The following is a 25,481-nucleotide window of genomic DNA, read 5'->3' on the forward strand; positions in this document are numbered from 1 at the left end:
AGAAGCCCCGACCGCATCTGCCGCCTTTTCCGCACCGCCATCCGGCACTACAGAAATCCTCCGATACCAAGGCATTTAAGGTGAAAACGACCTCTCAGGAGCCGTTTCCATCGACACGGATGCGGCCGCCGTAGACCGAGCGCAGCAGCCCGGCCCGGCTGCCGTCGTCCCCGGGGTGAGTTTGAGCTTCAGCACCGGCCAGTCGGCCAATGCCCTGCCATGGGCGAGGAGTTCGTCGTCCGGGCGGGCGCCGATGGACAGGGCCGTGGGCGCGAGCGGCAGTCCGGCCAGGCCCCACAGCCGGTGCAGGGGCTGCCCGCAGGCCTTGCCGAGCAGGTCGCGCAGCGCCATGTCCACGGCCGCCCGCGCCGCAGGTCCGACGCCGGCCTCGGCCAGCCGGTCCAGCACTCGCCGCAGTTCGTACGGGGACCCGGCGCCCGCCAGCAGCGGGGCGCCGCGGCCACCTCGGCCGGGTCGGCGCCGCGCGCGGTGCCGTACCCGCGCAGCTCCTCCCATGCCGAGGTGCCCTGTGCGCGGCGGCAGCAGGTCGGGGTCGCTGTCCAGCAGGTACGGCAGGGTGCCGCCCGGTGTCGTCGACCGGACCGTGCAGAACTGGATCGCCGACGAGCACAGCCGCTCAACGGTGAAGAACACCATCGCCGTGCTGGCCGCGTCATGGAACAGGCGGTGCGGGACGGCATCATCAGCGTCAATCCCGCCCGCGTGACCGGCTGGCAGAAGCTCTACAAGCAGGCCGAGACGAACTTCGTGATCCGCGCGCGCTGGCCCTGCCCGACTGGGACAGCCTCGGCCAGCCGGCCGACGCGCTCGTGACCGCCTCCCACGACGAGTGCCGCGGGTGGGGGGCGTCGTCGTCTTCGCCGCGTGCACCGCCGCCCGGATCGGAGAAGTCTCAGGCTGCCGCGTCAAAGACATCGACACCGACCAGTGGATCTGGACCGTGCGGCGCCAGACCACACCCGCACCCGGTGGACTGACCGACAAGGGCACCAAGGGCAAGCGGGCACGCAAGGTCCCCATCATCGAGGAGATCCGCCCCCTCGTCGCCCAGCGCATCCTGTCCGCCGGCCCCGATCCCGACGCCCGCCAGTTCACCGGCCCGCGCGGCGGACGCATCTCCACCGCGGTCCTGCGCGACGCGACCCACTGGGACGACGTGGTCGCCAAGCTCGGTTACGAACACCTGCGCCGCCACGACCTCCGGCACACCGGCCCGACCTGGTTCGCCGACGCAGGGGTTCCGGTCCACGTCCTGCGACGCATCGCCGGTCACGGCTCGCTCATGACCACCCAGCGCTACCTCCACCCGGACGTCCACAAGATCACGGCCGCCGGCGCAGCACTCTCCGCACACCTCAGCGCGGTCCGTGCCCCCCGCTCGCTCCCCGGCCCGATCGTCATGACCCGCTGACACCGGTCAAGGGAGCGCTGGTCCCCAACTGGTCCCCAACAATGGTCGAGGGCCGGTTTCGGTTCTCCGAAACCGGCCCTGACCTGCGACTCTCACAAGTCGGGACGACAGGATTTGAACCTGCGACCCCTTGACCCCCAGTCAAGTGCGCTACCAAGCTGCGCCACGTCCCGATGCGCTCACTCGCGGTGACCCGCGTGATCGTGCGAGCAGAACTTTACCCCACGTCCGGGGGTGCTCCGAAGAGGGCAGCGGGCGGTGCGGGGGACAATCGGCCGTATGACGAACGCGGGCGCATCGGACGGCAGGGACCGGGACGGGGACGGGCGGGCCCGCAGCGCGCGGCCCCGGGACGGGCTCGGCCGGCCGCTGCCCCATGGCACGGAGGGTGTACCCCGGCAGCCGGAGGGTGTGGTGCGGGCGCCGCGGGAGACGGTCGCCGAGGCGCAGGCGCTGCTGGACGCGGGGCAGCCGTTCCACGCGCACGAGGTGTTCGAGGACGCCTGGAAGTCGGGCCCGCAGGACGAGCGCGCGCTGTGGCGGGGGCTGGCCCAGCTGGCGGTGGGGCTCACGCACGCGGCACGCGGCAACAGCGTCGGCGGGGCACGCCTGCTGCGGCGGGGCGCGGGCGCCGTCGAGGAGTGGGCGGCGCAGGGGGGCGAGGACCGGCCGTACGGGATGGATCTCCCCGGACTCGCCCGGTGGGCGCGGGAGCTGGCCGGGCGTGTGCACCACGGGTCCGGTCCGGTGGACGCGCGGGCCGAGGCCCCCCGGCTCGGGTGGCGTGAGCCCGGATGACGGTTCCCGCCCGGGGCGGACGTCTTTTCGGCAGGGCGTGCGGAGGCGGTGGACGGGCTGTCGGTGGCATGCGGCAGACTCGGGGCGTGCGAAAGATTCATGTCATCGGTATCGGCGCGGGCGACCCCGACCAGCTGACTCTGCAGGCGGTCAAGGCGCTGCGGAGCACGGAGGTGTTCTTCCTGCTCGGCAAGGGCGAGGTGAAGAATGACCTGACCCAGCTCCGCCGGGACATGCTGGACGCGCATCTGGCCGAGGGGTCGTACCGGGTGGTGGAGGCCCGGGACCCGGAGCGGGACCGGGAGGCGGGCGGGGCGGCCTACTCGCCGGCCGTCGAGGACTGGCGCAGCGCGCGCGCCGGGATCTATGAGCGGCTGATCGCCGAGGAGCTGGACGAGGACGGCACCGGCGCGTTCCTGGTGTGGGGGGACCCGGCGCTGTACGACAGCACGCTGGGGATCCTCCAGGAGGTGCTGGAGCGCGGCACGGTGGCGTTCGAGTACGACGTCGTGCCCGGCATCAGCAGCGTCTCCGCGCTGGTCGCCCGGCACCGCACGGGCCTGAACCGGGTGGCCCGGCCGGTGCAGATCACCACCGGGCGGCGGCTGGCCGAGGGGTTCCCGGAAGGGGTGGACGACGTGGTCGTGATGCTCGACGCGCACCAGACCTTCACCCGGTACGCCGACCAGGACCTCGACATCTACTGGGGGGCCTACATAGGCACCCCGGACGAGATCCTCGCCTCCGGTCCGATCGCCGAGGCCGGACCGCGCATCGAGCGGCTGCGGGCCGAGGCGCGCGAACGCAAGGGCTGGATCATGGACACGTACCTGCTGCGCAGGAACCCCGGCGAGAACTGAAGGCTGCCGCGCGGGAACGCCGGCGAGGGTGCTGAAGTCTGCCGCGCGGGACGACCGGGGCGGGGCGGCGGCCCCCGGTCGATCACGCGGGGCCGAAACCGAGCTTCTCCAGGACGCCCGCCACGTCGCGCACCGCCGTCACCCCGGCCGGCAGTTCGGGCCGTCGTACGACGACCACGGGCAGCCCCAGTTCCCGGGCGGCCGTCAGTTTGGCGGCCGTCGCCTCGCCTCCGCTGTCCTTCGTGACCAGGACGTCGATCCGGTGAGCGCGCAGCAGCCGTGTCTCGTCGGCGACAGTGAACGGGCCGCGCGCCAGGACCAGTTCGGTGTGCGGCGGCAGCGGCGGTTCGGGCGGGTCCACCGACCGGACGACGAAGTGCGGGTCCGTCAGGTGGGCGAAGGCGGCGAGGCCCAGGCGTCCGGTGCTGAGGAAGATCCGGCGGCCCAGTCGGGGCAGGGTTTCGGCGGCCGCTTCCAGGGAGGGGACGCACGTCCAGTCGTCGCCCGGGCCGGGCCGCCAGCCGGGGCGGCGCAGGACGACCGCGGGGACCGAGGTGGCCGCCGCCGCACGGGCCGCGTTGGCCGTGATCGCCTCGGCGAAGGGGTGGGTGGCGTCCACCAGGGCGTCCACCTGGTGCGCACGCAGCCAGTCGGCGAGGCCGTCCGCCCCGCCGAAGCCGCCGACCCGGACCTCGCCCGGCACCGCCCCCGGCCGGGCGACCCGGCCGGCCAGGGAGGTGGTGACCCGGACGCCGGGGCGGGCGGCGAGGTCGGCGGCGAGGCGGCGGGCCTCGGTGGTGCCGCCGAGGATCAGGACGTGCGGGGGCATAGGGGTGAGCGTAGCGAGGTCGTGCGGGCCGGGACGCGACCCGGTCGCTACGGTCGGACCATGGAATCCGTGCGTGCCGTCCTGATCGACATCGACGGTGTCCTCACCGTCTCCTGGAAGCCGCTGCCCGGTGCGGTGGAGGCGCTGCGGAGGATCCGCGCGGCCGGCCTTGGCGTGGCCCTGGTGACCAACACGACCTCCCGTACCCGCGCGTCGATCGCCGAGACCCTGTCGGGAGCCGGTTTCGAGGTGGCCGCGGAGGATGTCCTCACCGCTCCCTCCGTGACGGCCGCCCATCTCGCCCAGCACTTTCCGGGCGCCCGCTGCACCCTCCTCAACAGCGGGGACATCGGGGCGGACTTCGGTGACATCACCCTGGTCGACGACCGTCCCGATGTGGTCGTCCTCGGCGGGGCCGGGCCGGAGGTCGACTACACGGCGCTGAACCGGGTCTTCGGGTACCTGCAACGGGGTGCGCGGCTGATCGCCATGCACCGCAATCTGTACTGGCGGACCGACGCCGGGCTGCAGCTGGACTCGGGGGCCTTCCTGCTCGGGCTGGAGAAGGCCGCGCGGGTCGAGGCGGAGGTCACGGGCAAGCCGTCGCGGGCGTTCTTCGCAGCGGCGCTGGCCCGGCTGGGTGTGGGGGCGGGCGAGGCGTTGATGGTGGGCGACGACATCGAGTCGGACGTGCTCGCGGCGCAGCGGGCCGGGCTCACGGGGGTCCTGGTGAAGACGGGCAAGTACCAGCCGGAGACGCACGAGCACGCGAGCGGCACACCCGACCACGTCGTGGACTCCTTCGCCGACCTGCCCGGGCTGCTGGGGCTAGCGCAGTAGCAGTTGCGCCCCGCCCACGATCGTCGCGGCGATCACGAGTCGCTCGAAGAGTTTCTGGTTGATCCTGTTCACGGCCCATTTGCCGAACACCGCACCGGGCACGACGAACGCCACGAGCGCCGCGTCAAGGGACAGCGAGCGGCCGTCGATCAGGCCGAGCCCCGCGCTGAACGGCACCTTCGACACGTTGACGATCAGGAAGAAGAACGCCGAGGTGCCGAGGAAGCCCAGCTTCCGGAAGCCTGCCGACAGCAGGTACATCGACATCACCGGGCCGCCCGCGTTGGCGACCATCGTCGTGAACCCACCGAGCACGCCGTACGAGCGCGCCTTCATCCGGCCCGCCCGGGTCGCGACCGCGTCCGGCGCGTCCGCCGCCGCGTCCTCGCGGCGCCGGCGCCACAGGGTGACGCCTGCCATCAGCAGCAGGATCGCGCCGATCGAGGTCCGTACGATTCCGTCGTCCGCCCACACCAGGAACAGCGTGCCGGCCACCACGCCCGCCGCGACGGCCGGGAACAGCCGCCACAGCGTGGGCCAGTGCGCGTGCCGCCGGTAGGTGAGGACGGCGAGCACGTCACCGGCGATCAGGACGGGCAGCAGGACGCCGGTCGAGGCGCGGGCGGGCAGGACCGCCGCGAAGAGCGCGAGGCTGACCGTGTTGGCCCCGCTCACGGCGGTCTTGGAGAAGCCGACGAGCAGGGCCGCGAAGGCGAGCGCGGCGAACCCCAAGCCGGATATGTGCCAGAGCGTCATCGTGTTCATGCGGGGACCGATGCTATGCGCACACAACCGGCCCGGGTAAGGACCGTCTCGCTGATCGGTCCCTACCGCTGCGTGTACCGCGCCCGCAGCTCCCGCTTGAGGACCTTCATGCTCGGCCCGAGCGGCAGCGCCTCCGCGAACTCCACGCGCCGCGGGTACTTGTGCCGGCCCAGGTGCTCCTTGGACCAGTCGGTGAGGGCGGCGGCGTCGGGGGCGGTGTCCGGCGCGGGCACGACGACGGCGCACACCTCCTCGCCGTGCAGTTCGTCGGGCAGGCCGATGACGGCGACCTGGGCGACGCCGGGGTGGCGCATCAGCACCTCCTCGACCTCCCTCGGGTACACGTTGTAGCCGCCGCGGATGATGACGTCCTTCTTGCGGTCCACGATGCGGAGGAAGCCGTCCTGGTCCTTGGTGCCGAGGTCGCCGGTGCGGAACCAGCCGTCGACCAGCGCCTCCGCGGTGGCCTCGGGGCGTCCGAGGTAGCCGGAGAAGACGTTGTGGCCGCGGATGACGACCTCGCCCAGCTCGCCGGCCGGCAGCAGTTCCACGCGGCCTTCCACCTCGGCGCGGGCGATCTCCACGTCGACGCCCCACAGCGGGTGGCCGATGGTGCCGGCCCTGGTGCCGAAGACGGGCTGGTTGACGGTGGCGGTCGGCGAGGTCTCCGACAGCCCGTAACCCTCGTAGATCCTGGCTCCGAACGCGGCCTCGAACCGCTCCAGTACGGCGACGGGCAGCGAGGCCCCGCCCGAGACGCACACGCGCAGCTCGGGCAGCGCGGCGGCGTCCGCGGCCGCCGCCGCGAGGGCGACGAACATCGTCGGCACGCCGTGGAAGGTGTTCACGCCCTCGCGGACCATCAGCTCGATCGCGCGGGCCGCGTCGAAACGGGGCAGCAGGACGAGCGTGGCGCCCGCCCGCCAGGTGGAGTTGAGGGAGACGGTCTGGCCGAAGGCGTGGAACAGGGGCAGCGCGCCGAGGGCGATGTCGTCGGCGCGGATGTCGTTGGCGTCGAACGCGTTGACGGTCGCGTTCATCACCAGGTTGAAGTGGCTGAGCACGGCTCCCTTGGGGACTCCGGTCGTACCGCTGGTGTAGAAGATCACCGCGGGGTCGTCGACGGCCCGGGTGAGGTACGACGGGAGCGGCTCGGCGTCGGCCGCGAGCTTCTCGAACTCCTCCCCCAGGGTGACCGCACGCACGCCGGTGGCGGCGGCCGCGGCCCGGCCGGTCTCCGCCTGGGCCGGGTGGACGAGCAGGAGCGTCGCCCCGCTGTCCCGCAGGACGTGTTCGACCTCCCCGGCCGACAGCAGCAGGTGGACGGGGACCACGACACCGCCGGCCGCGGCGATCGCGTAGTACGCGACCGGGAACTCGGTGGTGTTCGGGGCCATCAGGGCGACCCGGTCGCCCGGCCGTACGCCGAGGCCGGTGAGTGCGCCGGCCTGGGCCAGCGCCGTGCGCCACACCTCGGCGAAGGTGAGCCGGCGGTCCCCCTCGACGAGGGCGGTCCTGCCGGGGCGGCGCCTGGCGTTCTCGGCGAGGATGGACGCGACGGACAGGGTTGCCATGGGGTGGTGCTCCGTTTCCTTGCTGCGGCTCGTGTACCGAATCCCCTGTCGGGGAGCCCCCGTCGAAGCGTGGTCAATGCCTCTCGACCAGCACCGCGCTGCCCTGCCCCACCCCCACGCACATCGTCGCCAGCCCCCGCTCCCCGCCCGTGCGCCGCATCCGGTGCAGCAGGGTCGTCAGGATGCGGGCGCCGGAGCAGCCCAGCGGGTGGCCGAGGGCGATGGCGCCGCCGGTGGGGTTCACCAGGTCGGGGTCGATGCCCAACTGGTCGACACACGCGAGGGCCTGCGCGGCGAACGCCTCGTTGAACTCCGCCTCCCGCAGGTCGCCGATCTCCCAGCCGGCCCGGGCGAGCGCCTTGCGGGTGGCGGGGACCGGGCCGATGCCCATCACATCGGGGTGGACCCCGGCGGAGGCACCCGCGACATAGCGCCCCAGGGACTCCAGCCCCAGCTCGTTCAGCGCCTCCTCGCTGACCAGCAGCAGACCGGCCGCCCCGTCGTTCATCGGCGAGGCGTTGCCCGCCGTGACCGTACCGCCCTGGCGGAAGACCGGCTTGAGACGCGACAGCTTCTCCAGCGAGGTGTCCTCGCGGACGCACTCGTCCTGTTCGACCACAACGCCGTCCGGGCGCTCGACGGGCAGGAGTTCGTCGTCGAAGTGGCCGTTCTTCCGTGCGGCGGCGGCGAGTTGGTGGCTGCGCAGCGCGAAGGCGTCCTGGCGCTCGCGGGAGACGCCGTAGCGCCCGGCGACCTCCTCGGCGGTCTCGCCCATGGCCAGCAGGCCGTGCAGGTCCTTCATGGCGGGGTTGACCAGGCGCCAGCCGAGCCGGGTGTCGTGGGTCTCGATGCGCTGCGGCAGGGCCTCGTCGGGGCGGGGCAGCACGAAGGGGGCGCGGCTCATGGACTCGGAGCCGCCCGCGATGACGATGTCGGCCTCGCCCGCGGCGATCGTCCGGGCCGCGGTGGTGACCGCTTCCAGACCGGAGGCGCACAGCCGGTTCACGGTGGCGCCGGGCACGGACTCGGGGAGCCCGGCGAGCAGGGCGGCCATGCGGGCGACGTTGCGGTTGTCCTCGCCGGCCTGGTTGGCCGCGCCCCAGTAGACGTCGTCGATCCGGGCGGGGTCGAGGGCGGGCACGTCGGCCACCAGCCGGCGGATCACGGCCGCGGCCAGATCGTCGGGCCGGACGGAGGACAGGGCTCCGCGCAGCTTGCCGATGGGGGTGCGGCGGGCGGCCGCGAAGTGGACGGGACGCACGACTGGACTCCTGACCTACGACGCTGTGGATCAGCTGGGACGCGGTTGTTCCGCAGCCCCTCTTAATTAGCACTGCTAGTTTTAGACTATAGACCTCCGACCCGCTCACTGGGAAGATCCCCCCGGACCTTCCCGAGCAGCTGGAGGAGACATGCCCCACGTCCGTGAGCACGTCCTGGACGGCACCGGCGGCGCCGTGGCCGTACGCCAGTGGCCGCACCCGGCGCCCCGCTACCTGGCGCTCCTGGTGCACGGGTACGGCGAGCACGCGGGCCGGTACGGGGAACTGGCCGCCGTGCTCACCGGGCACGGTGCGGCCGTGTACGCGCCCGACCACCTCGGGCACGGACGGTCGGCGGGTGAGCGCGTGCTGATCGTGGACTTCGAGGACGTGGTCACCGATGTGCACGCCGTGGCGGACCTGGCCCGGGCCTCTCACCCGGGCCTGCCGCTCGTCCTGGTCGGCCACTCCATGGGCGGCCTGATCGCGGCCCGCTGCGCCCAGCGGTACGGGCGGGAGCTGAGCGCACTGGTGCTGTCCGGCCCGGTGATCGGCGCCTGGGAGCTGCCGGGGCGGCTGCTGGCCCTGGAGGAGATCCCGGACACCCCGATCAACCCGGCCGCGCTCTCCCGGGACCCGGCCGTGGGCGCCGCGTACGCCGCCGACCCGCTGGTCTGGCACGGGCCGATGAAGCGGCCGACGCTCCAGGCGTTCGTGCGGACCCTGGAGACCGTCACCGAGGGCGGTGACGTCGGCCCGCTGCCGCTGCTGTGGCTGCACGGGGAGGACGACCGGCTGGTGCCGCTGCCGGGCAGCCGGGTCGGGGTCGAGCGGCTCAGCGGCGGCCGGCTGACCGAGCGGATCTTCACGGGGGCCCGGCACGAGGTGTTCCACGAGACGGACAAGGAGCAGGTCTTCGCGGAGCTGATCCGCTTCCTGGACGGCGCGCTGCCCCGCTGATCAGGCCTGTTTGCGCCCCGTGACGCTGGGGCACCCGCCCTGTCGGACGTGACCGCAGACCACTGACGAAAGGGAACGGACGCACCATGACCGTGGTCAAGAGCACGCTGCCCAAGGAGGCTCTCGGCGTCACCGGGACCGCCCTTCAGGAGACCCTGGTCGACCTGCTCGGCCTGTCGCTGGTCGGGAAGCAGGCGCACTGGAACATCGTGGGCCCCCGGTTCAGGTCGATCCACCTCCAGCTGGACGAGGTGGTCGCGACCGCTCGTGCCCACTCGGACACGGTCGCCGAGCGTGCGGCCGCGCTGGGTGTCTCGCCGGACGGCCGCCCGGAGACCATCGCCGCGACCTTCGCGCTGCCCGGCACCAGGGACGGCTGGCTGCGCGACACGGAGGTGGTGGGGCTGATGGTGTCGACGCTGGAGTCGGCCGTCGGCCGGCTGCGCGAGCGGATCGAGGCCACCGAGAAGGCCGATCCGGTCACCCAGGACCTGCTGATCTCCATCACGGCCGACCTGGAGAAGCAGCGCTGGATGTTCCAGGCCGAGAACTGGCCGCGCGACGACGCCTCCAGCTAGGACACCCGCCCCCGTACGGAAGGGAAACCATGGCCGACCCCCTGGAACTCGACGCGCTGTGGGAGGACTTCCACCGCGTGGTGAACATGACCTCGGCGGAACTCGCGGCCTGGCTCAGGGTCCGGGACGCCGACGAGGAGGCGGAGCCCCTGCCCGAGCAGGCGGGCACGCCGACCGGGCAGCATGTTCTCGCCATCCTCCAGAAGCGCCGCACCGATCTCACCGAGGACGACATCCGGGTGATGCACAAGGTCGTCGACACCGTGGATGACCTCGCGGACATCGAGAACGAGCCCGAGCCGGAGCGGACGCCGGAGGACACCCGCCGCCGGCACCGGCTGATGACGCTGGGCCACGACCCGCTCAAGCCATGAGCCGCCCCCCGAGGCCATAGACCATGAACCGCGAAGAACGGGTCGTGCGCGAGCTGGTGTCCGGGCACGGGCGGACGTACGCCGAGGAGGCGGGCATCCGCCTGACCGACACCCCCCAGCCGCTGTACCGGCTGCTCGTGCTGTCCCTGCTGCTCAGCGCCCGCATCCGGGCCTCGGTCGCGGTCGCGGCCGCGCGGGCCCTGCACGAGGACCGCCTCGACAGCCCGCGCCGGATGGCCGAGGCCGACTGGCAGCAGCGGGTGGACGCGCTCGGCCGGGGCGGCTACCGGCGCTACGACGAGCGCACGGCGACCCAGCTGGGCGACGGCGCCGAGCTGTTGCTCGACCGCTGGCAGGGGGACCTGCGCCGCCTGCACGAGGAGGCCCACGGCGACACCGGCGAACTCAGGCGGCTGCTCCAGGAGGAGCCCGGCGTGGGCCCGGCCGGCGCCGACATCTTCCTGCGCGAGGCACAGCGCGTGTGGCCGGAGCTGGCGCCCTACCTCGACGGCAAGGCGCTGTCCGGGGCGCGGCGGCTCGGCCTGCCGGAGGATCCGGAGAGGCTGACCGCGCTCGCCGGGACCGCCGAACCGGCCGTCCTGGCCGCCGCGTTGGTGCGGGCCGCGCTCGACAAGCGGGTGGCCGAAGACTGTCTCGGCCGGGCCGCGTGATCGGGCGGGACCGCTGCCCGGCCACGTCCCGCGAGACCACCGGGGCCGGCCGGGCGGAGGAGCGAGGAGCACTGAAGAGGACGGCCACTTCGTCGCGGCAGCGGGCCAGCGGGCCAGCGGGCCACCAGGGTCACACCTACAGGCCGAGCACGCGGGCGATGGTGCGCAGCACGCCGTTGTCGTTGTTGGACGGGGCCACGTGGCGGGCCCGGCGTACGACCTCGGGGTGGGCGTTGGCCATCGCGAACGACCACTCGGCGGCGTCGAGCATTTCCAGGTCGTTGAGGTAGTCGCCGAACACCATGGTCTGCGCCGGGGTGATCCCGAGCGTGCGCTGGAGGCCGCGCAGGGCGGTGCCCTTGTTGGCGGTGCGGTTCATGACGTCGACCCAGTGCTCACCGGAGACGACGACCTGGTGGGTGCCGGCGAACTCCGCGAGGGCCGGGGCGGTGGAGCGCTCGGCGGACCCGAAGTCGAACAGCGCGACCTTGATGAGGTCGTCGTCGACGGCGGTGACGTCCGGCACGATCCGGTGCTCGACGTAGTACTTGCGCACCTCGGCCAGGAACGCCTCGTCGGTCCGCTCGACGTACGCCGACCGCTTGCCGCACACGACGGCGCCGACGTCCGCACCGTCCGCGACCAGCCGCCGTACCGTCCGCGCCACCCCGGCGGCGACGGACTTCTCCAGCGGGTCGGAACTCAGCTCCACGCCGTCCCGGACCACGTACGTGCCGTTCTCCGCGATGAACACCATGCCCTTGGCGACGTCCGTGAACTGCCCGGCCAGCGTGGCGTACTGGCGGCCGCTCGCCGGGCTGAACAGCACCCCGCGCCGACGCAGTTCGGTGAGCATCGGCCACAGCCCGTCGGGGATCCGCTTGGCGTCGTCGAGCAGCGTGCCGTCCATGTCGGTGACGACGAGCCGGATGTCGGCGGGGCCGACGGGCAGGCCGGGGGCGTCCAGGAGGGGCGTGGGCGTGGCGGGCATGTCCTGCTTCCGGTCGGCGACGGGGTACCGGACCAGTGTTCCTCATGGGCCGGAACGTCCCGAAGGCACCCCGAACCGCCCATGGTGCGCGTTTCCCGGGACAGCGCGATCGACGGGCGGCACAATGACGGCGGACAACCGCGGGTGAGGAGGGCGGCGACGTGACCAAGGGGCAGTCCCGGGCGGCCGGACCGGCGAAGCTGAACACCTCCGTGGCGCACAACGCCCGGGTGTGGGACTACTGGATCGGCGGCACGGACCACTACGAGGTCGACCAGCGGGTCGGTGAGCACGTCGCGGGGATGTTCCCGGTGATCCGGGCGGTGGCCCGCGCGGACCGGGGGTTCCTGGCGCGGGCGGTGCGGTTCCTGGCCGCCGAGCGCGGGATCCGGCAGTTCCTCGACATCGGCACGGGCCTGCCGACCGTGGACAACATCCACGAGATCGCCCAGCGGATCGCCCCCGAGTCGCGGATCGTGTACGTCGACAACGATCCGATCGTGCTCGTGCACGCCCGCTCGCTGCTCACCAGCTCCCCCGAGGGCGTCACCGACTACATCGACGCCGACGCGCACGACCCGGACGGCATCGTGCGGCGCGCCGGCGAGACCCTGGACCTGAGCCGGCCGGTCGCGGTGATGATGCTGGGCGTCCTGAACTTCGTGCTGGACACCGGTGAGGCCCGGGACATCGTGCGGCGGCTGATGGCGGCGGTGCCCTCCGGCAGCCCCCTCGTGCTCACCCACCCGACCTACGACGGTGACGTGGGCGGCGAGGGCAACATCGCCGCGATGGAGTTCTGGAACGCCAACGCCACCCCGCCGATCACCGCCCGCAGCAGGGCGCAGATCGCCGGGTTCCTCGACGGTCTCGACCTGGTCGAGCCGGGTCTGGTGCCGTGCTCGCAGTGGCGCGCGGAGCCGGCGTCCGCGGCCCCGGTGCCGCAGTTCGGCGCGGTGGCCGTGAAACGCTGAACCTGGCCGCTGCGCCGCAGAGCCCGCCGAGGAGGACGTATGACCACCCTTGCCGACCCCGTGCCCGGCGGGCGTCCCGGTGATCTGCGCCGGGTCGCCGCACTCACCGCCGACCTGGCCGCGAAGGGCGTACGCGGCATCGTGCTGGCCTACGTCGACACGGCGGGCGTCGGCCGGGTGAAGACGATCCCGACGGCGCGGCTGGAGGCGGCAGCGTCCTGGGGTGTGGGCATGTCCCCGGTGTTCGACACCTTCCTCGCGGACGACTCGATCGTCACCACCGACGTGCTCGGTTCCCCGGACGGCGACCTCAGGCTCTACCCGGACCTCGATCAGCTGGTGGCGCTGGCCGGGCAGCCCGGCTGGGCGTGGGCGCCGGTGGACCGGATCACCCAGGAGGGCGCCCGGCACCCGGGCTGTGCCCGAACCTTTCTGCGCCGGGTCGTCACCGACGCCGCCGAGCGGCACGGCCTCGCCTTCAAGGCGGCCGTCGAGATCGAGTGGGCGGTCGGGCTCGGTTCGGCGCCCGCCGGGGAGTTCGTGCCCGCGGTCTCCGGGCCGGCGTATGGCGCGATCCGGCAGGTCGAGCTGAGCGACTACACCGCCGACCTGCTGGCCGCGTGCGCCGCGCAGGGCGTGGACGTCGACCAGCTCCACCCCGAGTACGCGGCCGGGCAGTTCGAGGTCTCGGTGGGCGCGCTGGACCCGGTGGCGGCGGCCGACCGCAGCGTCCTGGTGCGCCAGACGATCCGGGCGGTGGCGCAGCGGCACGGCCTGCGGGTGTCGTTCGCGCCCGCGGTGTCCGCCGAGGGCGTCGGCAACGGCGGCCACCTGCACCTGTCCTGCTGGCGCGACGGGGTGAACCTGCACGCGGGCGGTGAGCGCCGGTACGGCATGACGGCCGACGCGGAGTCCTTCGTGGCCGGGGTGCTCGCCCACCTCCCCGCGCTGACCGCGGTCACCGCCCCCAGCCCGGCCAGTTATCTACGGCTCCAGCCCTCCCGATGGGCGGGGGTGTTCACCGCCTGGGGCCGCGAGACCCGCGAGGCGGCCCTGCGGCTGATCACGGGCATGGCGGGCCGCCGGGACCAGGACGCCAACCTGGAGGTCAAACCGGTCGACCTGGCCGCCAGCCCCTACCTGGCCCTCGGCTGCGTGATCGCCGCGGGTCTCGACGGCCTGACGCGGGCCCTGTCCCTCCCCGAGGAGATCACCGGCGACCCGGCCCGGTACGGCGTGGACGAGGCGGCGGCCCTGGGCGTACGGCGGCTGCCGCAGTCGCTGCCGCGGGCCGTGGAGGAGTTCCGCGCGGACCCGGTGCTGCGGGACGCGCTGGGCCCGGTCCTCGCGGACGCCGTGATCGCCGTACGCCTCGGCGAGGCAGCGGCCGTGGCCGGCCTCGACGACGCCCAGGTGGCGGCGGCCTACCGCTGGACGTACTGAACGATGACCAGCGCCTCGGGACCGGTCCACGAGACCCTCGCCGCGCTGCCCCTGGTGGACCACCATTGCCACGGTGCCGTGACGGCCGACCTGACCGCCGGTGCGTTCGAGTCCCTCATCACCGAGGGCGAGGCCTGGCCGGGTGTCTCGCCCTTCGACAGCCCCGTCGGTGTGGCCGTCCGCCGCCACTGCGCGCCCCTGCTGGACCTCCCCCGGCACGCGCCACCGGCCGACTACCTGGCCCGGCGCGCGGCCCTCGGCTGGCAGGAGGTCAACCGCCGCTTCCTGACGGCGTCCGGAGCGGAGGTGTTCTGCGTGGACACCGGCTACGCGCCGCACCCGGTCACCACCCCCGCCGAGCTGGCCCGCTCGGCAGCGGCCGCCGCTTATGAGGTCGTACGCCTGGAGCAGCTCGCCGAGGCGGTGGCCGCGCGGGGCGTGGAACCGGACGCGTACGCCTCGGCGTTCCGTACGGCCGCCGAGGAGGCCGTACGCCGGCCGGGTGTGGTGGCGGTGAAGTCGGTGGCGGCCTACCGCACCGGCTTCGCCGTCGATCCGGCGCGTCCGACGGACGGGGAGGTGACCGGGGCCGCCGCCCGCTGGCTCGCGCGGGGCGGCCGCCTCGCCGACCCGGTCCTGGTACGGCACCTGCTGTGGACCGCCGTCGACCTGGGCCTGCCCCTGCAGCTCCACACCGGCTTCGGTGACGCCGACGTACGACTGCACCGCGCGGACCCGGCCCTGCTCACCGACTGGCTGCACCTGACGTCCGGCACCATCCCGGTCCTTCTCCTGCACTGCTGGCCCTACCATCGCCAGGCCGCCTACCTGTCCGCGGTGTTCCGGCAGGTGTACCTGGACGTCGGACTCGCCCTGCACTACACCGGCCCGGCCCGCTGCCGGGCGGTGCTGGAGGAGGCACTGGAGATCACCCCGTTCCGCAAACTGCTGTACAGCTCCGACGCCTACGGTGTGGCCGAGTTCCACCACCTGGGCGCGCTCTCCTTCCGTCAGGGGCTCGCCGGCCTGCTCCAGGCCCGGGTGGACGCCGACGAGCTGAGCCTGCCCGACGCCCTGCGGATCGCGGCGTGGACGGGCCGCGACAACGCCCGCCGACTGTACGGACTGCCCGCAACCGAACCCGCCCGCGACCTCGGCGGGCCCCCCACCCGGAAAGTATGATCAAGCAATGTCTGACATGACCGAAACCACGCCCGGCTGGCTGACCACGGACGAGCTGGAAATGGCCAGGGCCCGGATGCCGATCCTGTACGTCGAGGCCGTGCCCGTGCGCGTGGACGACAGCGGCGAAGTCACCAGCATCGGCCTGCTGCTGCGCATCGGACAGGACGGAACGGTCAGCCGGACCCTGGTCTCCGGCCGCGTCCTGCACCACGAGCGGGTCCGCGACGCGCTGCTGCGCCACCTGGAGAAGGACCTCGGCCCGGTCGCCCTGCCCCGCGTCCCGCCCTCCCTGCAGCCGTTCACGGTCGCGGAGTACTTCCCGACGGCGGGCATCACGCCGTTCCACGACCCGCGTCAGCACGCGGTGTCGCTGGCCTACATCGTGCCGGTGGCCGGCGACTGCCGCCCGCGGCAGGACGCTCTGGACCTGCTCTGGTTCAGTCCGCAGGAGGCCGCCTCGCCGGCCGTGCAGAGCGAGATGCCGGGCGGGCAGGGGGTGCTGCTGAAGCAGGCCCTCGCGCATGTGGGCCTGACCCTCTGATCTCGGGGACACACGACAAAGGCCGTCTTCTCAGCGATGAGAAGACGGCCTCCGACCGGCAAAAAAGCTGGTCGGGACGACAGGATTTGAACCTGCGACCCCTTGACCCCCAGTCAAGTGCGCTACCAAGCTGCGCCACGTCCCGATACCCGTTTGACCTGGGGTTTCCCCGGTCGAAACGCGCAGGGAAACAATACCGCACTCGGGTCGGTGGTCGCGCATCCGTTTCCGCTTGACCTCAAGTTCGGTTGAGGTTGGATCATCGGCGGCATGACGATCACAGCGGATGAGCACCGTACGTACGGCCATGACGACCTGCCCGGGCTGATGCGTTCGATGACCGGTGACGAGAAGCACGGGCCGGCGGCCACCTCCACGCTCGACGTGCTGTGGGTGCTGTACGACCGGGTGCTCCGGGTCACGCCGGAGCGGCGGAACGATCCGGGCCGGGACCGGTTCCTGCTGAGCAAGGGGCACGGGCCCATGGCGTATTACGCCGTGCTGGCCGCGAAGGGCTTCGTGCCCGTCGAGTGGCTGCCCGGGTTCGGGTCGTACGACTCCCCGCTCGGGCATCACCCGGACCGCGTGCTGGTGCCGGGGGCAGAGATCGGCAGCGGGTCGCTCGGGCACGGGCTGCCCATCGCCGTGGGCACCGCGCTGGGGCTGCGGGCGCAGGGACTGCACGCCCCGGCGGTGTGGGTGCTGATCGGGGACGCCGAGCTGGACGAGGGCAGCAATCACGAGGCGATCGCCTTCGCCGGGCCCGCCGGCCTGGAGCGGCTGCACACCGTGGTGGTCGACAACTCTTCCGCCAGCCATGCGCTGCCTGGTGGGATCGCCGCCCGCTTCGAGGCCGCGGGCTGGTCCGCGGTGACCGTCGACGGGCGCGACCACGAGGCCCTGTACGCCGCGTTCACGACCCCGCACCCGGGCCGGCCGCACGTGGTCGTGGCCCGTGTCGAAGCGAAGAACGCCTGACCCAGTCCTGCTCTCCGGAAAGGGCACACCTCCATGGACACCATGCGTGACCGTTTCGCCCCCGTCGTCTCCCGGCTGCTGGACGAGGACCCGCGGGTCGCGGTCGTCCTCGCCGAGATCGGCGTGGACGGCTTCCGCGAGGCCATGCGCCGGCATCCCGACCGGGTGATCAACGTCGGCATCCGCGAGCAGCTCCTGGTCGGGGCGGCGGCGGGGCTCGCGCTCACCGGACTGCGGCCGGTCGTGCACACCTTCGCCAGCTTCCTCGTGGAGCGGCCGTTCGAGCAGGTCAAACTGGATCTGGGGCATCAGGACGCCGGAGCGGTGCTGGTGAGCGCCGCCGCCTCCTTCGACTGGCCGGCCGGGGGCTACACCCATATGGCCCCGGGTGACGTGGCCCTCCTCGACACGCTGGACGGCTGGACCGTACACGTGCCCGGGCACCCCGACGAGGCCGAGACGCTGCTGCAGCACGCGGTCGCCGCGGGCGACGACAAGGTGTACGTGCGGCTCTCCGCGCAGTCCAACCGGCAGGGCCGGGTGATCGACGGCGAGCGCTTCGTGACGGTCCGCGAGGGCCGCTCCGGTGTCGTCGTCGCGGTCGGCCCGGTGCTGGACGCCGTCCTCGGGGCCACCGAGGGGCTGGACGTGACCGTCCTGTACGCGACGACCGTACGGCCCTTCGACACGGCGGGGCTGCGCCGGGCCACGGAGACGGCGGGCAGCGATGTCGTACTGGTGGAGCCGTATCTCGCGGGGACGTCGACGGGCGCGGTGAGCGAGGCGCTGGCCGACATTCCGCACCGGGTGCTCGGGCTGGGCGTCGGCCGCCGTGAGCTGCGCCGTTACGGGACCATCGAGGAGCATGTGGCGGCGCACGGGCTCGATGCGCGCACTCTGCGGGAGCGGATCGGCCGGTTCGTGAGCCGCGGGCAGCGCGTCGCGACGCGAGCGTGAACCAGGGAGCCTTCGCCGCGGGACCTCTCGCGTCGGCCCGCACGAGACCGCGTATCGCCGGGACCCCGAGCAGGGCCGCGGCCACCCCCAGGCTCACCGCGCCGGAGACCAGCAACACCCGGTCGACGCCGAGCGCACGGGCCGCGGGGCCCGCGAGGAGCATGTGGCCGCGCACGGGCTCGATGCGCCGTCGAGGCCATGGCGAGGCCGACCGCGGCCGCGCCGTATCCGTGCTCCAGCAGGCCGGCGGCGAGCGCCACGGGCAGCATCGTGTCGCCGAGGCGGGCGACGGCCCGGGCCAGGAAGAACAGGGCGAAGTCCCGCGACCGGACGGCCGGGGCGCCGGCTCGGCTCGGCTCCCGTGTACGGTCCGTGCAGCGTTGTCGTGCCGTGAGTCCGTTCCGGTCACGTGAGGTGCTCCCCTCCCTGCCGACCCGGCGGGGCCACCAGCCGCTTCCGCCGCGCGGGATCATGCCACGCCCCGCCCGCGCCCACCGGGTGTTTTCAGCCCCCGGGCGGCAGCCCCAACTCGGGGTGGGCGTCCAGGAGTCGGGGCGGAGCCGCCTGGCGCCAGGAGTCGGCGAGGACGGCCCGCAACTCGCCCTCGTCCTCCAGCGCGGCGAGTCTCGCTCTCACCCAGGCGAACTGCGCCTCGTGGTCGGCGATCCAGAACTTGTCCGGCTCGGCCAGCACCAGTTCGTCACGCTCCTCCTTCGGGCAGCGCACGGCGATGGACGTCTCGTCCTCCGGGAGCGTGGCGAACATCTTCCCGGCCACCCGGAACGTGGGCATGCTCCAGGCGACCTTCTCCGTGGTGTCCGGCAGGGACAGGGCGATACGGCGTACGTCTTCTGCGTCCGGCATGCCACGCACGGTAGCCCGTGCCACTGACAGTCACCCCTGCCGAGCACCCGGCCGCTTGAAGTACAGGGTCGTGGGGCGCAACTCGCCCGCGGGGGTCCGGGCGTAGTCGGGGATGGTGCCGGCCCGGGTCCAGCCGGCCGAGCGGTACAGGTGCTCGGCCGGGCTGCCGGTCTCGGTGTCGAGGTGGAGGAGGGTGAGGCCGGCGGACACGGCCGCGTGCTCGGCGGTGGCGAGGAGCCGGCGGCCGAGACCCCGCCCGCGCGCGGTGCGGTGCACCATCAGCTTCACGAGTTCGGCGCGGTGGCGGCTGTTGGGCTTGCCGGGCAGCGCCAGGCTGACCGTGCCCACCACCCGGTCCGTGTCGTCCACGGCCACCCACACCGTCAGCCGGCCGGCCGCCACGGCGTCCGCCCGCTCCCGCCACCAGGCCGCGGCCTCCGCCTGCCCGAGCGGTGCGAGGAAGCCGACCGAGGCGCCCCCGGCCACGGTGTCGGCCAGCAGGCCGGCCAACTCCTCGGTCCGTTCCCGTAGGTGGGTGTCGTTCCAGCACAGCACCCTCATGGCCGTACCACCGCCAGCACATAGCGCGTCTCGCCGGATCCGGTGCAGCGGAACCGCGTCGGGCCGAAGACGCGCATTCGCAGGCAGTCGCCGGCGTCCAGGGCGTGACCTGTGTCGCCGACGGTCACCTCGAGCGCGCCGTCGAGGACCCACAGGTGCTGTTCGAGGCCGGGCACGGGCGGGCGGTCGTAGGCGATGTCGGCGCCCGGGGTGAGCCGGCCCTCGACCAGTTCGCCGCGCAGGCCGGCGTGCGGCGGCGACACGGACCGGCGTACGAAACCGGAGGCGCGGTCCGCCCAGACCTGCTGCTCCTCCGCCCTGACCAGTGGGGCCGGCTCGGCCTCGACCTCGCTGAGCAGTTGGGACATGGTGCGTCCGTAGACGTGGCAGAGGCGGTTGAGGAGTGCGGCGGTCGCGCTGATCTCGGCCCGCTCGGCCCGGGACAGGGTCGACCTGCTCACTCCGCTGCGCTCCGCCAACTCGCCCAGGGACCAGCCGTGTTGCGCCCGGAGTTCGGCGAGCCGGGCGCCGAGCCGGGTGTCGATGGGATCCTCGTCTCTCATATTCGGGAGGCTATCCCGAATATGAGACGAGCGTGTTACGGCGGGCTCACGCCTGTGCCGCCTCCCCCAGCGCCTCCAGCACCGGCCGGATCAACGGGTGCCCCTCGGCTCCCCGGCGTACGGCCGCGAAGACCCGGCGGGTCGGGGCCACGCCGTCGACCGGGCGGACGACCACGCCCGTGAGGTCCATGCCGTGCAGCGCGGAGCGCGGTACGAGGGCCACCCCGGCGTCGGCCGAGGCGAGGGCGACGACGGCCCGGAAGTCGTCGGAGGAGTGTTCCAGACGGGGCTGGAAGCCGGCGCTCTCGCAGGCCAGGACGACCACGTCGTGGCAGGGGTTGCCGGGGTACGGGCCGATCCACGAGTCCTTGGCCAGTTCGGCGAGGGGCACCTCGGCGGTGTCCGCCAGGCGGTGGCCGACCGGCACGACGGCGTCGAACGGCTCGGCGTACAGCGGGACATGGGTGAGCCGGGGGTCGTCGGCGGACGGGGCGCCCCGGTACTCGACGGCGACCGCCACGTCCACCTGCCGGTCCAGGACCATCGGCAGGCTGGCGTCGCCCTCGGCGTCCTGGACGCGGATGCGGATGCCGGGGGCGCGGGCCGAGAGGCGGGCCACGGCGGGCGCCACGACCTCGGCGATGCCGGTCGCGAAGGCGGCCACGGTGACCGTGCCCGCCTCGCCCGAGCTGTAGGCGGCCAGCTCGGCCTCGGCCCGCTCCAGCTGGGCGAGGACCGCGTTGGTGTGGCTGAGCAGGATCTCGCCGGCCGGGGTGAGCCGTACTCCCTTGGCGCCGCGCTCGACCAGGCGGTGGCCGGTCTCCTGCTCCAGGGCCGCCAGCTGCTGGGAGACGGCCGAGGGGGTGAGGTAGAGCGCGGCGGCTGCCGCGGTGACCGTGCGGTGGTCGGCCACCGCACGGAGGATGTGGAGCCGCCGTGCTTCGATCATGCCGTCAATTATCCCAGGGGGTCCGCCCCGGTCAGGCCTCCAGCTCGGCACGGGCCGCGACGAACGCGTCGACCGCGCGGTTGACGTCGTCCGTGGAGTGCGCGGCGGACAACTGGACGCGGATCCGAGCCTGGCCCTGCGGGACGACCGGGTAGGAGAAGCCGATCACGTAGACGCCGCGCTCCAGCAGCAGTTCGGCCATCCGGGCCGCCTTCGCCGCCTCGCCGATCATGACGGGCGCGATGGCGTGGTCACCGGGAAGGATGTCGAAGCCCTCCTCGGTCATCCGGCGGCGGAAGAGCGCGGTGTTCTCGGCGAGGCGGACGCGCAGGTCGTCGGCCGACTCCAACAGGTCGAGGACCTTGAGGGAGGCGGCGGCGATGACCGGGGCGAGCGTGTTGGAGAACAGGTACGGGCGGGAGCGCTGGCGCAGCAGGGCGACGATCTCGGCGCGGGCGGCGACATAGCCGCCGGAGGCGCCGCCGAGGGCCTTGCCCAGCGTGCCGGTGATGATGTCGACGCGGTCCATGACGCCGTGCAGCTCGGGGGTGCCGCGGCCGGTGGGGCCGACGAAGCCGACGGCATGCGAGTCGTCGACCATGACCATGGCGTCGTAGCGGTCGGCGAGGTCGCAGATCTCGCCGAGCGGTGCCACGTAGCCGTCCATGGAGAAGACGCCGTCGGTGACGATCAGGCGGCGCCGGGCGCCGGACGCCTCCTTGAGCTTGGTCTCCAGGTCCGCGAGGTCGCGGTTGGCGTAGCGGAATCGGCGGGCCTTGGACAGACGGATGCCGTCGATGATGGAGGCGTGGTTGAGGGCGTCGGAGATCACCGCGTCCTCCTCGCCCAGCAGGGTCTCGAAGACACCGCCGTTGGCGTCGAAGCAGGAGGAGTACAGGATCGTGTCCTCCTGGCCGAGGAACGCCGACAGCCGGGCCTCCAGCTCCTTGTGCACCTCCTGGGTGCCGCAGATGAAGCGGACGGAGGCCATGCCGTAGCCCCAGCGGTCCAGGGCCTGGTGGGCGGCGGCGATCACCTCGGGGTGATCGGCGAGGCCGAGGTAGTTGTTGGCACAGAAGTTGAGGACCTCGCCGGGGCGGCCGCCGGCGGTGACGTTGACGGTCGCGGACTGCGGGCTGTCGATGACCCGCTCGGGCTTGTGCAGGCCGGCGGCGCGGATCTCGTCGAGTGCGGCGCGCAGGTCGTCGCGGACAGAGTCGAACATGAGAGGGCTCCTGAAGGTGCTGACGGAGAAGGTGCTGACGGGCGAGGGGTGTTACGCGGTCCAGTCCAGGATGATCTTGCCGCCGGTGCCGCCGGCGGCGTCGGCGAAGGCCGCTTCGAAGTCGCGGTAGCCGTACCGGCCGGTGATCACCGGGGCGAGGTCCAGGCCGCTCTCCAGCAGCACCGACATCGCGTACCAGGTCTCGAACATCTCGCGGCCGTAGATGCCCTTGATGGTGATCATCGAAGTGACGATCCGGGCCCAGTCGACCGGGAACTCCTGCGCCGGCAGGCCGAGCATCGCGATCCGGCCGCCGTGCGTCATGTTGGCGATCATGTCCCGCATGGCCTCGGCGCGGCCGGACATCTCCAGGCCGATGTCGAAGCCCTCGCGCAGTCCCAGCTCCCGCTGCCCCTCGGCGATCGTGGACTCGGCGACGTTCAGGGCGAGGCTCACGCCGATCTTGCGGGCCAGCTCCAGGCGCTCCTCGCTGACGTCGGTGATGACGACGTTGCGGGCGCCCGCGTGCCGGGCCACCGCGGCGGCCATCAGGCCGATCGGTCCGGCGCCCGTGATCAGGACGTCCTCGCCGACCAGCGGGAAGGACAGCGCGGTGTGCACGGCGTTGCCGAACGGGTCGAAGATCGCGGCGACGTCGAGGTCGACGGGGACGCGGTGCACCCACACATTGGACGCGGGCAGGGCCACGTACTCGGCGAAGGCTCCGTCGCGGCCGACGCCGAGACCGACGGTGGCCCGGCACAGGTGGCGGCGGCCGGCCAGGCAGTTGCGGCACTTGCCGCACACCAGGTGGCCCTCGCCGCTGACCCGGTCGCCGATGCGGATGTCGCTCACATCGCGCCCGGCCTCGACGACCTGCCCGACGAACTCGTGCCCGACCACGAGCGGGGTGCGGATCGCCTGCTGCGCCCAGCCGTCCCAGGCCCGGATGTGCAGGTCGGTGCCGCAGATACCGGTCCGCATGACCTTGATGAGCACGTCACCGGGACCGATGGCGGGCTCCGGGACGTCCGTCAGCCAGAGCCCTGGCTCCGCCTTCTCCTTGACCAGCGCCTTCAACGCTACGGCTCCTGTGGGTGAGGTCCCGGTCCGCGGCATGCCGAAGGCGCCCGCGGGCCAGGTCAGGGGGGTGAGATCACCCCGCAATCTGCCGTATGCGCGGGCCGGGGTCCATCGAGCTTTTCTTAACCGCCGCCTCAGCTTTCCTTCATGCCCCTCGCGATACCCCCCGCGCTGCCCGCGCTCAGAGGGGCAGGCCGTCGTCCGCGCTCCGTTCGAGGCGTACGACCAGGTCGGCGGCGAGTGCCTTGATGGCCTCCAGGCCCGCCCTCCCCCAGACGCGGGGCTCTGTGTCGGCGGCGCACACGGTGCCGAGCGCCATACCGGAGCTGTCGATGAGCGGGGCGCCGAGATAGGACCTGATTCCGTATGCGTCGACGACCGGGTTACCGGCGAACCGCGGGTAGTCGCGGACCTCCTCCAGGACCAGCGCCTTGCGGCGGACCACCACATGGGGGCAGAAGCCGTGGTCGCGCGGCAGGACCCGGCCCAGCTCGGCTCTGCTGCCGTCCTCGCGGACGAACGGGGCGATGGCGGGGGCACTCAGGCCCGCGAAGAACTGATGCTCCTCGCCGACGAAGTTGACCATGGCGTACGGCGCCCCGGTGAGCTGGGCGAGGTGCTCGGCGAAGGCGTCCAGCGCGGGGTCGGGCCGGTCAGCGAGGCCGAGCCGGCGCAGCCGGTGGACGCGGGCGGGGGCCTCTCTGTCCTCGGGGGTGAGCAGCAGGCCCCGGACCGGCCGGGGCGGCTCGTAGCTCATGGCCGGGCTCCGTCGCTGTGGGCGTACCTCATATAGGGGCTCCGTGGGCGGTAGGGCGGAATCACATGTGGGCGCCACGGCTGGGCGCGGGCTCCGGGGTGTGGGCGAGGAGGTGGCGTACGAGGGTGAGCAGGGTCTGGACACCGGAGCTGGAGATACGGGCGTCGCAGCGGACGACCGGAACCTCCGGGTCGAGGTCGATGGCGGCCCGCACCTCCTCGGGGTCGTAACGGAATCCCCCGTCGAACTCGTTCACGGCGATGATGAAGGCGAGCCCGCGTTCCTCGAAGAAGTCCACGGCGGCGAAGCAGTCCTGCAGCCGGCGGGTGTCGGCGAGGATCACCGCCCCGAGCGCGCCCTCGGACAGCTCGTCCCACATGAACCAGAACCGCTCCTGCCCCGGAGTGCCGAACAGGTACAGCACATGTTCCGGATCGAGGGTGATCCGGCCGAAGTCCATGGCGACCGTCGTCTCCATCTTGTTCTCGATGCCGTCGAGATTGTCCGTGGCGACGCTGACCGTGGTGAGCAGCTCCTCCGTGCTGAGCGGCGCGATCTCGCTGACCGCGCCCACGAAGGTCGTCTTGCCGACCCCGAACCCGCCCGCCACGAGGATCTTGAGCGCGGTGGGGAATGGGTCAGAGCTGTCGTCGTAGTCCATCGAGCACTGCCTCCAGCAGAGACCGGTCAGTGGGAATGTGGTGGAAGGCGGGTGGCCTGGTGGTCAGCGCACCGCAGTCGACCAGGTCCGAGAGCAGCACCTTGGTGACCACCGCGGGCAGTTTCAGCTGAGCGGCGACCTCGGCGACCGAGACAGGCGCACGGCACAGGTGGAGCGCCTGTGCGTGCTCGGGTCCCAGGTAGCCGAGCGGGGTCACCCCGGTGGCCATCACCTGCGACATCAGGTCGAGGGCGATGCTCGGCTCGGTGCGGCCGTTGCTGACCGTGAACGGGCGCACGAGCCGTCCGGCCGCGTCGTCCAGCCAGGGCCCGTCGCCGGCTGCGGCCACGCTCAAGGCCTCGTCGCCGTGGGTCCGACGGCATGCTGCCGGGGCGCGGTCACCAGGTAGGGGCGGACGCTCTTGACCAGCATCGCCATTTCATAGCCGAGCACGGCCGCGTCGGCCTCGCGACCGGCCAGCACCGCCAGGCAGGTGCCGGAACCGGCGGTGGTGACGAACAGCAGCGTCGAGGCGAGTTCGACGACGACCTGGCGGACGTCTCCGCCGTCGCCGAACCGGACGCCGGCGCTGCGGCCTAGCGAGTACAGCCCGGAGGCCAGGGCCGCCATGTGGTCGGCGCTGTCGGGGTCGAGACCGTGTACGGACTTCACCAGTCCGTCGCTAGACAGGAGCACCGCGCTGCTGGTGTGCGGTACGCGCTGCACGAGGCCGCTCAGCAGCCAGTCGAGGTCGGATGCGTGGGCGGTCGGCGCATCGCTCGCCATGGTGGATCGACTCCTTGGGG

The 25,481-nt window shown here is 72.8% G+C and carries 29 protein-coding genes, 2 tRNA genes and 2 pseudogenes; 14 read left to right on the plus strand and 19 right to left on the minus strand.

Annotated features, from left to right (window positions below; all coding sequences use genetic code 11):
* Window positions 1–75 precede the first annotated feature (75 nt).
* Window positions 76–657, minus strand: a complete 582-nt coding sequence (locus tag AC07C1_RS32635; RefSeq protein ID WP_478944921.1) for a hypothetical protein — start codon at window positions 655–657, stop codon at window positions 76–78.
* Here AC07C1_RS32635 and AC07C1_RS32640 point away from each other — a divergent pair.
* A pseudogene (locus AC07C1_RS32640) lies at window positions 584–1,432 on the plus strand (tyrosine-type recombinase/integrase); the annotation flags it as partial. The gene AC07C1_RS32635 and the pseudogene AC07C1_RS32640 overlap by 74 nt on opposite strands.
* A 99-nt stretch (window positions 1,433–1,531) precedes the next feature.
* Here the strand turns inward: AC07C1_RS32640 and AC07C1_RS32645 are convergent.
* Window positions 1,532–1,605, minus strand: a tRNA-Pro gene (locus tag AC07C1_RS32645).
* A 106-nt stretch (window positions 1,606–1,711) separates the two neighbouring features.
* Between AC07C1_RS32645 and AC07C1_RS32650 the strand changes: the two genes are divergently transcribed.
* The gene (locus AC07C1_RS32650; RefSeq protein WP_478944923.1) at window positions 1,712–2,230 is read left to right on the plus strand and encodes a DUF309 domain-containing protein; all 519 of its coding nucleotides are present in this window, start codon (window positions 1,712–1,714) and stop codon (window positions 2,228–2,230) included.
* A gap of 86 nt (window positions 2,231–2,316) precedes the next feature.
* Window positions 2,317–3,090, plus strand: coding sequence for a precorrin-6A synthase (deacetylating) (gene cobF / locus AC07C1_RS32655; RefSeq protein WP_478944925.1), 774 nt, complete (start codon window positions 2,317–2,319; stop codon window positions 3,088–3,090).
* 82 nt (window positions 3,091–3,172) lie between these two features.
* On the opposite strand, the gene AC07C1_RS32660 is transcribed toward cobF, so the two are convergent.
* Window positions 3,173–3,919 carry a cobalt-precorrin-6A reductase gene (locus AC07C1_RS32660; protein ID WP_478944927.1) on the minus strand — a complete coding sequence of 249 codons (747 nt, stop codon included), beginning with the start codon at window positions 3,917–3,919 and terminating at the stop codon, window positions 3,173–3,175.
* 60 nt (window positions 3,920–3,979) lie between these two features.
* Here AC07C1_RS32660 and AC07C1_RS32665 point away from each other — a divergent pair, with 60 nt between their 5' ends.
* Window positions 3,980–4,759 (plus strand): TIGR01458 family HAD-type hydrolase, encoded by a 780-nt coding sequence (locus AC07C1_RS32665; protein WP_478944929.1) that lies wholly within the window; start codon window positions 3,980–3,982, stop codon window positions 4,757–4,759.
* Here the strand turns inward: AC07C1_RS32665 and AC07C1_RS32670 are convergent.
* The 3 genes from AC07C1_RS32670 to AC07C1_RS32680 form a co-directional block, all read right to left on the minus strand.
* Window positions 4,748–5,524 (minus strand): sulfite exporter TauE/SafE family protein, encoded by a 777-nt coding sequence (locus AC07C1_RS32670; protein WP_478944931.1) that lies wholly within the window; start codon window positions 5,522–5,524, stop codon window positions 4,748–4,750. The two genes, AC07C1_RS32665 and AC07C1_RS32670, sit on opposite strands and share 12 nt — an antisense overlap.
* A gap of 62 nt (window positions 5,525–5,586) precedes the next feature.
* On the minus strand, window positions 5,587–7,098 hold the full coding sequence (locus tag AC07C1_RS32675) for a long-chain-fatty-acid--CoA ligase (RefSeq protein WP_478944933.1): 1,512 nt from the start codon (window positions 7,096–7,098) through the stop codon (window positions 5,587–5,589).
* A gap of 73 nt (window positions 7,099–7,171) precedes the next feature.
* On the minus strand, window positions 7,172–8,359 hold the full coding sequence (locus AC07C1_RS32680; RefSeq protein ID WP_478944935.1) for a thiolase family protein: 1,188 nt from the start codon (window positions 8,357–8,359) through the stop codon (window positions 7,172–7,174).
* A gap of 151 nt (window positions 8,360–8,510) precedes the next feature.
* On the opposite strand from AC07C1_RS32680, the gene AC07C1_RS32685 reads away from it, so the two are divergent.
* From AC07C1_RS32685 to AC07C1_RS32700, 4 genes are all read left to right on the plus strand, one after another.
* The gene (locus AC07C1_RS32685) at window positions 8,511–9,320 is read left to right on the plus strand and encodes a lysophospholipase (protein ID WP_478944937.1); all 810 of its coding nucleotides are present in this window, start codon (window positions 8,511–8,513) and stop codon (window positions 9,318–9,320) included.
* An 86-nt stretch (window positions 9,321–9,406) separates the two neighbouring features.
* Window positions 9,407–9,898 carry a Dps family protein gene (locus tag AC07C1_RS32690; RefSeq protein ID WP_478944939.1) on the plus strand — a complete coding sequence of 164 codons (492 nt, stop codon included), beginning with the start codon at window positions 9,407–9,409 and terminating at the stop codon, window positions 9,896–9,898.
* Between the two features lie 29 nt (window positions 9,899–9,927).
* A complete protein-coding gene (locus AC07C1_RS32695) occupies window positions 9,928–10,272 on the plus strand; it encodes a DUF3140 domain-containing protein (RefSeq protein WP_478944941.1) in 345 nt (114 codons plus the stop codon).
* Window positions 10,273–10,295: 23 nt separating this feature from the next.
* A complete protein-coding gene (locus AC07C1_RS32700) occupies window positions 10,296–10,943 on the plus strand; it encodes an endonuclease (RefSeq protein WP_478944943.1) in 648 nt (215 codons plus the stop codon).
* Window positions 10,944–11,079: 136 nt separating this feature from the next.
* On the opposite strand, the gene AC07C1_RS32705 is transcribed toward AC07C1_RS32700, so the two are convergent.
* A complete protein-coding gene (locus tag AC07C1_RS32705) occupies window positions 11,080–11,934 on the minus strand; it encodes a Cof-type HAD-IIB family hydrolase (protein ID WP_478944945.1) in 855 nt (284 codons plus the stop codon).
* Between the two features lie 161 nt (window positions 11,935–12,095).
* On the opposite strand from AC07C1_RS32705, the gene AC07C1_RS32710 reads away from it, so the two are divergent.
* Genes AC07C1_RS32710 through AC07C1_RS32725 form a run of 4 tightly spaced genes read left to right on the plus strand, consistent with a single transcriptional unit; the run spans window position 12,096 to window position 16,077 of the window.
* On the plus strand, window positions 12,096–12,908 hold the full coding sequence (locus AC07C1_RS32710) for an SAM-dependent methyltransferase (RefSeq protein ID WP_478944947.1): 813 nt from the start codon (window positions 12,096–12,098) through the stop codon (window positions 12,906–12,908).
* A gap of 39 nt (window positions 12,909–12,947) precedes the next feature.
* Entirely contained in the window at window positions 12,948–14,351 is a 1,404-nt protein-coding gene (locus tag AC07C1_RS32715; RefSeq protein ID WP_478944949.1) for a glutamine synthetase family protein, read from the plus strand.
* A 3-nt stretch (window positions 14,352–14,354) separates the two neighbouring features.
* A complete protein-coding gene (locus AC07C1_RS32720; RefSeq protein WP_478944951.1) occupies window positions 14,355–15,533 on the plus strand; it encodes an amidohydrolase family protein in 1,179 nt (392 codons plus the stop codon).
* A 7-nt stretch (window positions 15,534–15,540) separates the two neighbouring features.
* The gene (locus tag AC07C1_RS32725; RefSeq protein WP_478944953.1) at window positions 15,541–16,077 is read left to right on the plus strand and encodes an NUDIX hydrolase family protein; all 537 of its coding nucleotides are present in this window, start codon (window positions 15,541–15,543) and stop codon (window positions 16,075–16,077) included.
* Window positions 16,078–16,145: 68 nt separating this feature from the next.
* Here AC07C1_RS32725 and AC07C1_RS32730 read toward each other — a convergent pair.
* Window positions 16,146–16,222: transfer RNA gene (locus tag AC07C1_RS32730), tRNA-Pro, on the minus strand.
* Between the two features lie 125 nt (window positions 16,223–16,347).
* Here AC07C1_RS32730 and AC07C1_RS32735 point away from each other — a divergent pair.
* Together AC07C1_RS32735 and AC07C1_RS32740 are read left to right on the plus strand one after the other, a co-directional pair.
* On the plus strand, window positions 16,348–17,055 hold the full coding sequence (locus AC07C1_RS32735) for a transketolase (RefSeq protein ID WP_478944955.1): 708 nt from the start codon (window positions 16,348–16,350) through the stop codon (window positions 17,053–17,055).
* Between the two features lie 33 nt (window positions 17,056–17,088).
* The gene (locus AC07C1_RS32740; protein WP_478944957.1) at window positions 17,089–18,012 is read left to right on the plus strand and encodes a transketolase family protein; all 924 of its coding nucleotides are present in this window, start codon (window positions 17,089–17,091) and stop codon (window positions 18,010–18,012) included.
* Between the two features lie 185 nt (window positions 18,013–18,197).
* On the opposite strand, the pseudogene AC07C1_RS32745 reads toward AC07C1_RS32740, so the two are convergent.
* From AC07C1_RS32745 to AC07C1_RS32795, 11 genes and pseudogenes are all read right to left on the minus strand, one after another.
* Window positions 18,198–18,421 (minus strand): annotated as a pseudogene (locus tag AC07C1_RS32745) (MFS transporter); the annotation flags it as partial.
* A 95-nt stretch (window positions 18,422–18,516) separates the two neighbouring features.
* Window positions 18,517–18,876, minus strand: a complete 360-nt coding sequence (locus AC07C1_RS32750) for an MmcQ/YjbR family DNA-binding protein (protein ID WP_478944959.1) — start codon at window positions 18,874–18,876, stop codon at window positions 18,517–18,519.
* A gap of 30 nt (window positions 18,877–18,906) precedes the next feature.
* Complete coding sequence (locus AC07C1_RS32755; protein ID WP_478944961.1) at window positions 18,907–19,437, minus strand: N-acetyltransferase family protein; 531 nt, start codon at window positions 19,435–19,437, stop codon at window positions 18,907–18,909.
* A complete protein-coding gene (locus tag AC07C1_RS32760; protein WP_478944963.1) occupies window positions 19,434–20,000 on the minus strand; it encodes a helix-turn-helix domain-containing protein in 567 nt (188 codons plus the stop codon). Before AC07C1_RS32760 ends, AC07C1_RS32755 begins: the two co-directional genes overlap by 4 nt.
* 46 nt (window positions 20,001–20,046) lie before the next feature.
* Complete coding sequence (locus AC07C1_RS32765) at window positions 20,047–20,949, minus strand: LysR family transcriptional regulator (RefSeq protein ID WP_478944966.1); 903 nt, start codon at window positions 20,947–20,949, stop codon at window positions 20,047–20,049.
* 31 nt (window positions 20,950–20,980) lie between these two features.
* Window positions 20,981–22,174 (minus strand): glycine C-acetyltransferase, encoded by a 1,194-nt coding sequence (locus AC07C1_RS32770; protein ID WP_478944968.1) that lies wholly within the window; start codon window positions 22,172–22,174, stop codon window positions 20,981–20,983.
* A 51-nt stretch (window positions 22,175–22,225) separates the two neighbouring features.
* Entirely contained in the window at window positions 22,226–23,254 is a 1,029-nt protein-coding gene (gene tdh / locus AC07C1_RS32775; protein WP_478944970.1) for an L-threonine 3-dehydrogenase, read from the minus strand.
* A 184-nt stretch (window positions 23,255–23,438) separates the two neighbouring features.
* Window positions 23,439–24,014, minus strand: a complete 576-nt coding sequence (locus AC07C1_RS32780) for a GAF domain-containing protein (RefSeq protein WP_478944972.1) — start codon at window positions 24,012–24,014, stop codon at window positions 23,439–23,441.
* 61 nt (window positions 24,015–24,075) lie between these two features.
* Window positions 24,076–24,675, minus strand: coding sequence for a GTP-binding protein (locus AC07C1_RS32785; RefSeq protein ID WP_478944974.1), 600 nt, complete (start codon window positions 24,673–24,675; stop codon window positions 24,076–24,078).
* A complete protein-coding gene (locus tag AC07C1_RS32790) occupies window positions 24,653–25,024 on the minus strand; it encodes a DUF742 domain-containing protein (protein ID WP_478944976.1) in 372 nt (123 codons plus the stop codon). The genes AC07C1_RS32785 and AC07C1_RS32790 overlap by 23 nt, the downstream gene beginning before the upstream one ends.
* 2 nt (window positions 25,025–25,026) lie before the next feature.
* On the minus strand, window positions 25,027–25,461 hold the full coding sequence (locus tag AC07C1_RS32795) for a roadblock/LC7 domain-containing protein (RefSeq protein WP_478944978.1): 435 nt from the start codon (window positions 25,459–25,461) through the stop codon (window positions 25,027–25,029).
* Between the last annotated feature and the right edge of the window lie 20 nt (window positions 25,462–25,481).

Source organism: Streptomyces sp. NPDC045022, assembly GCF_056432605.1.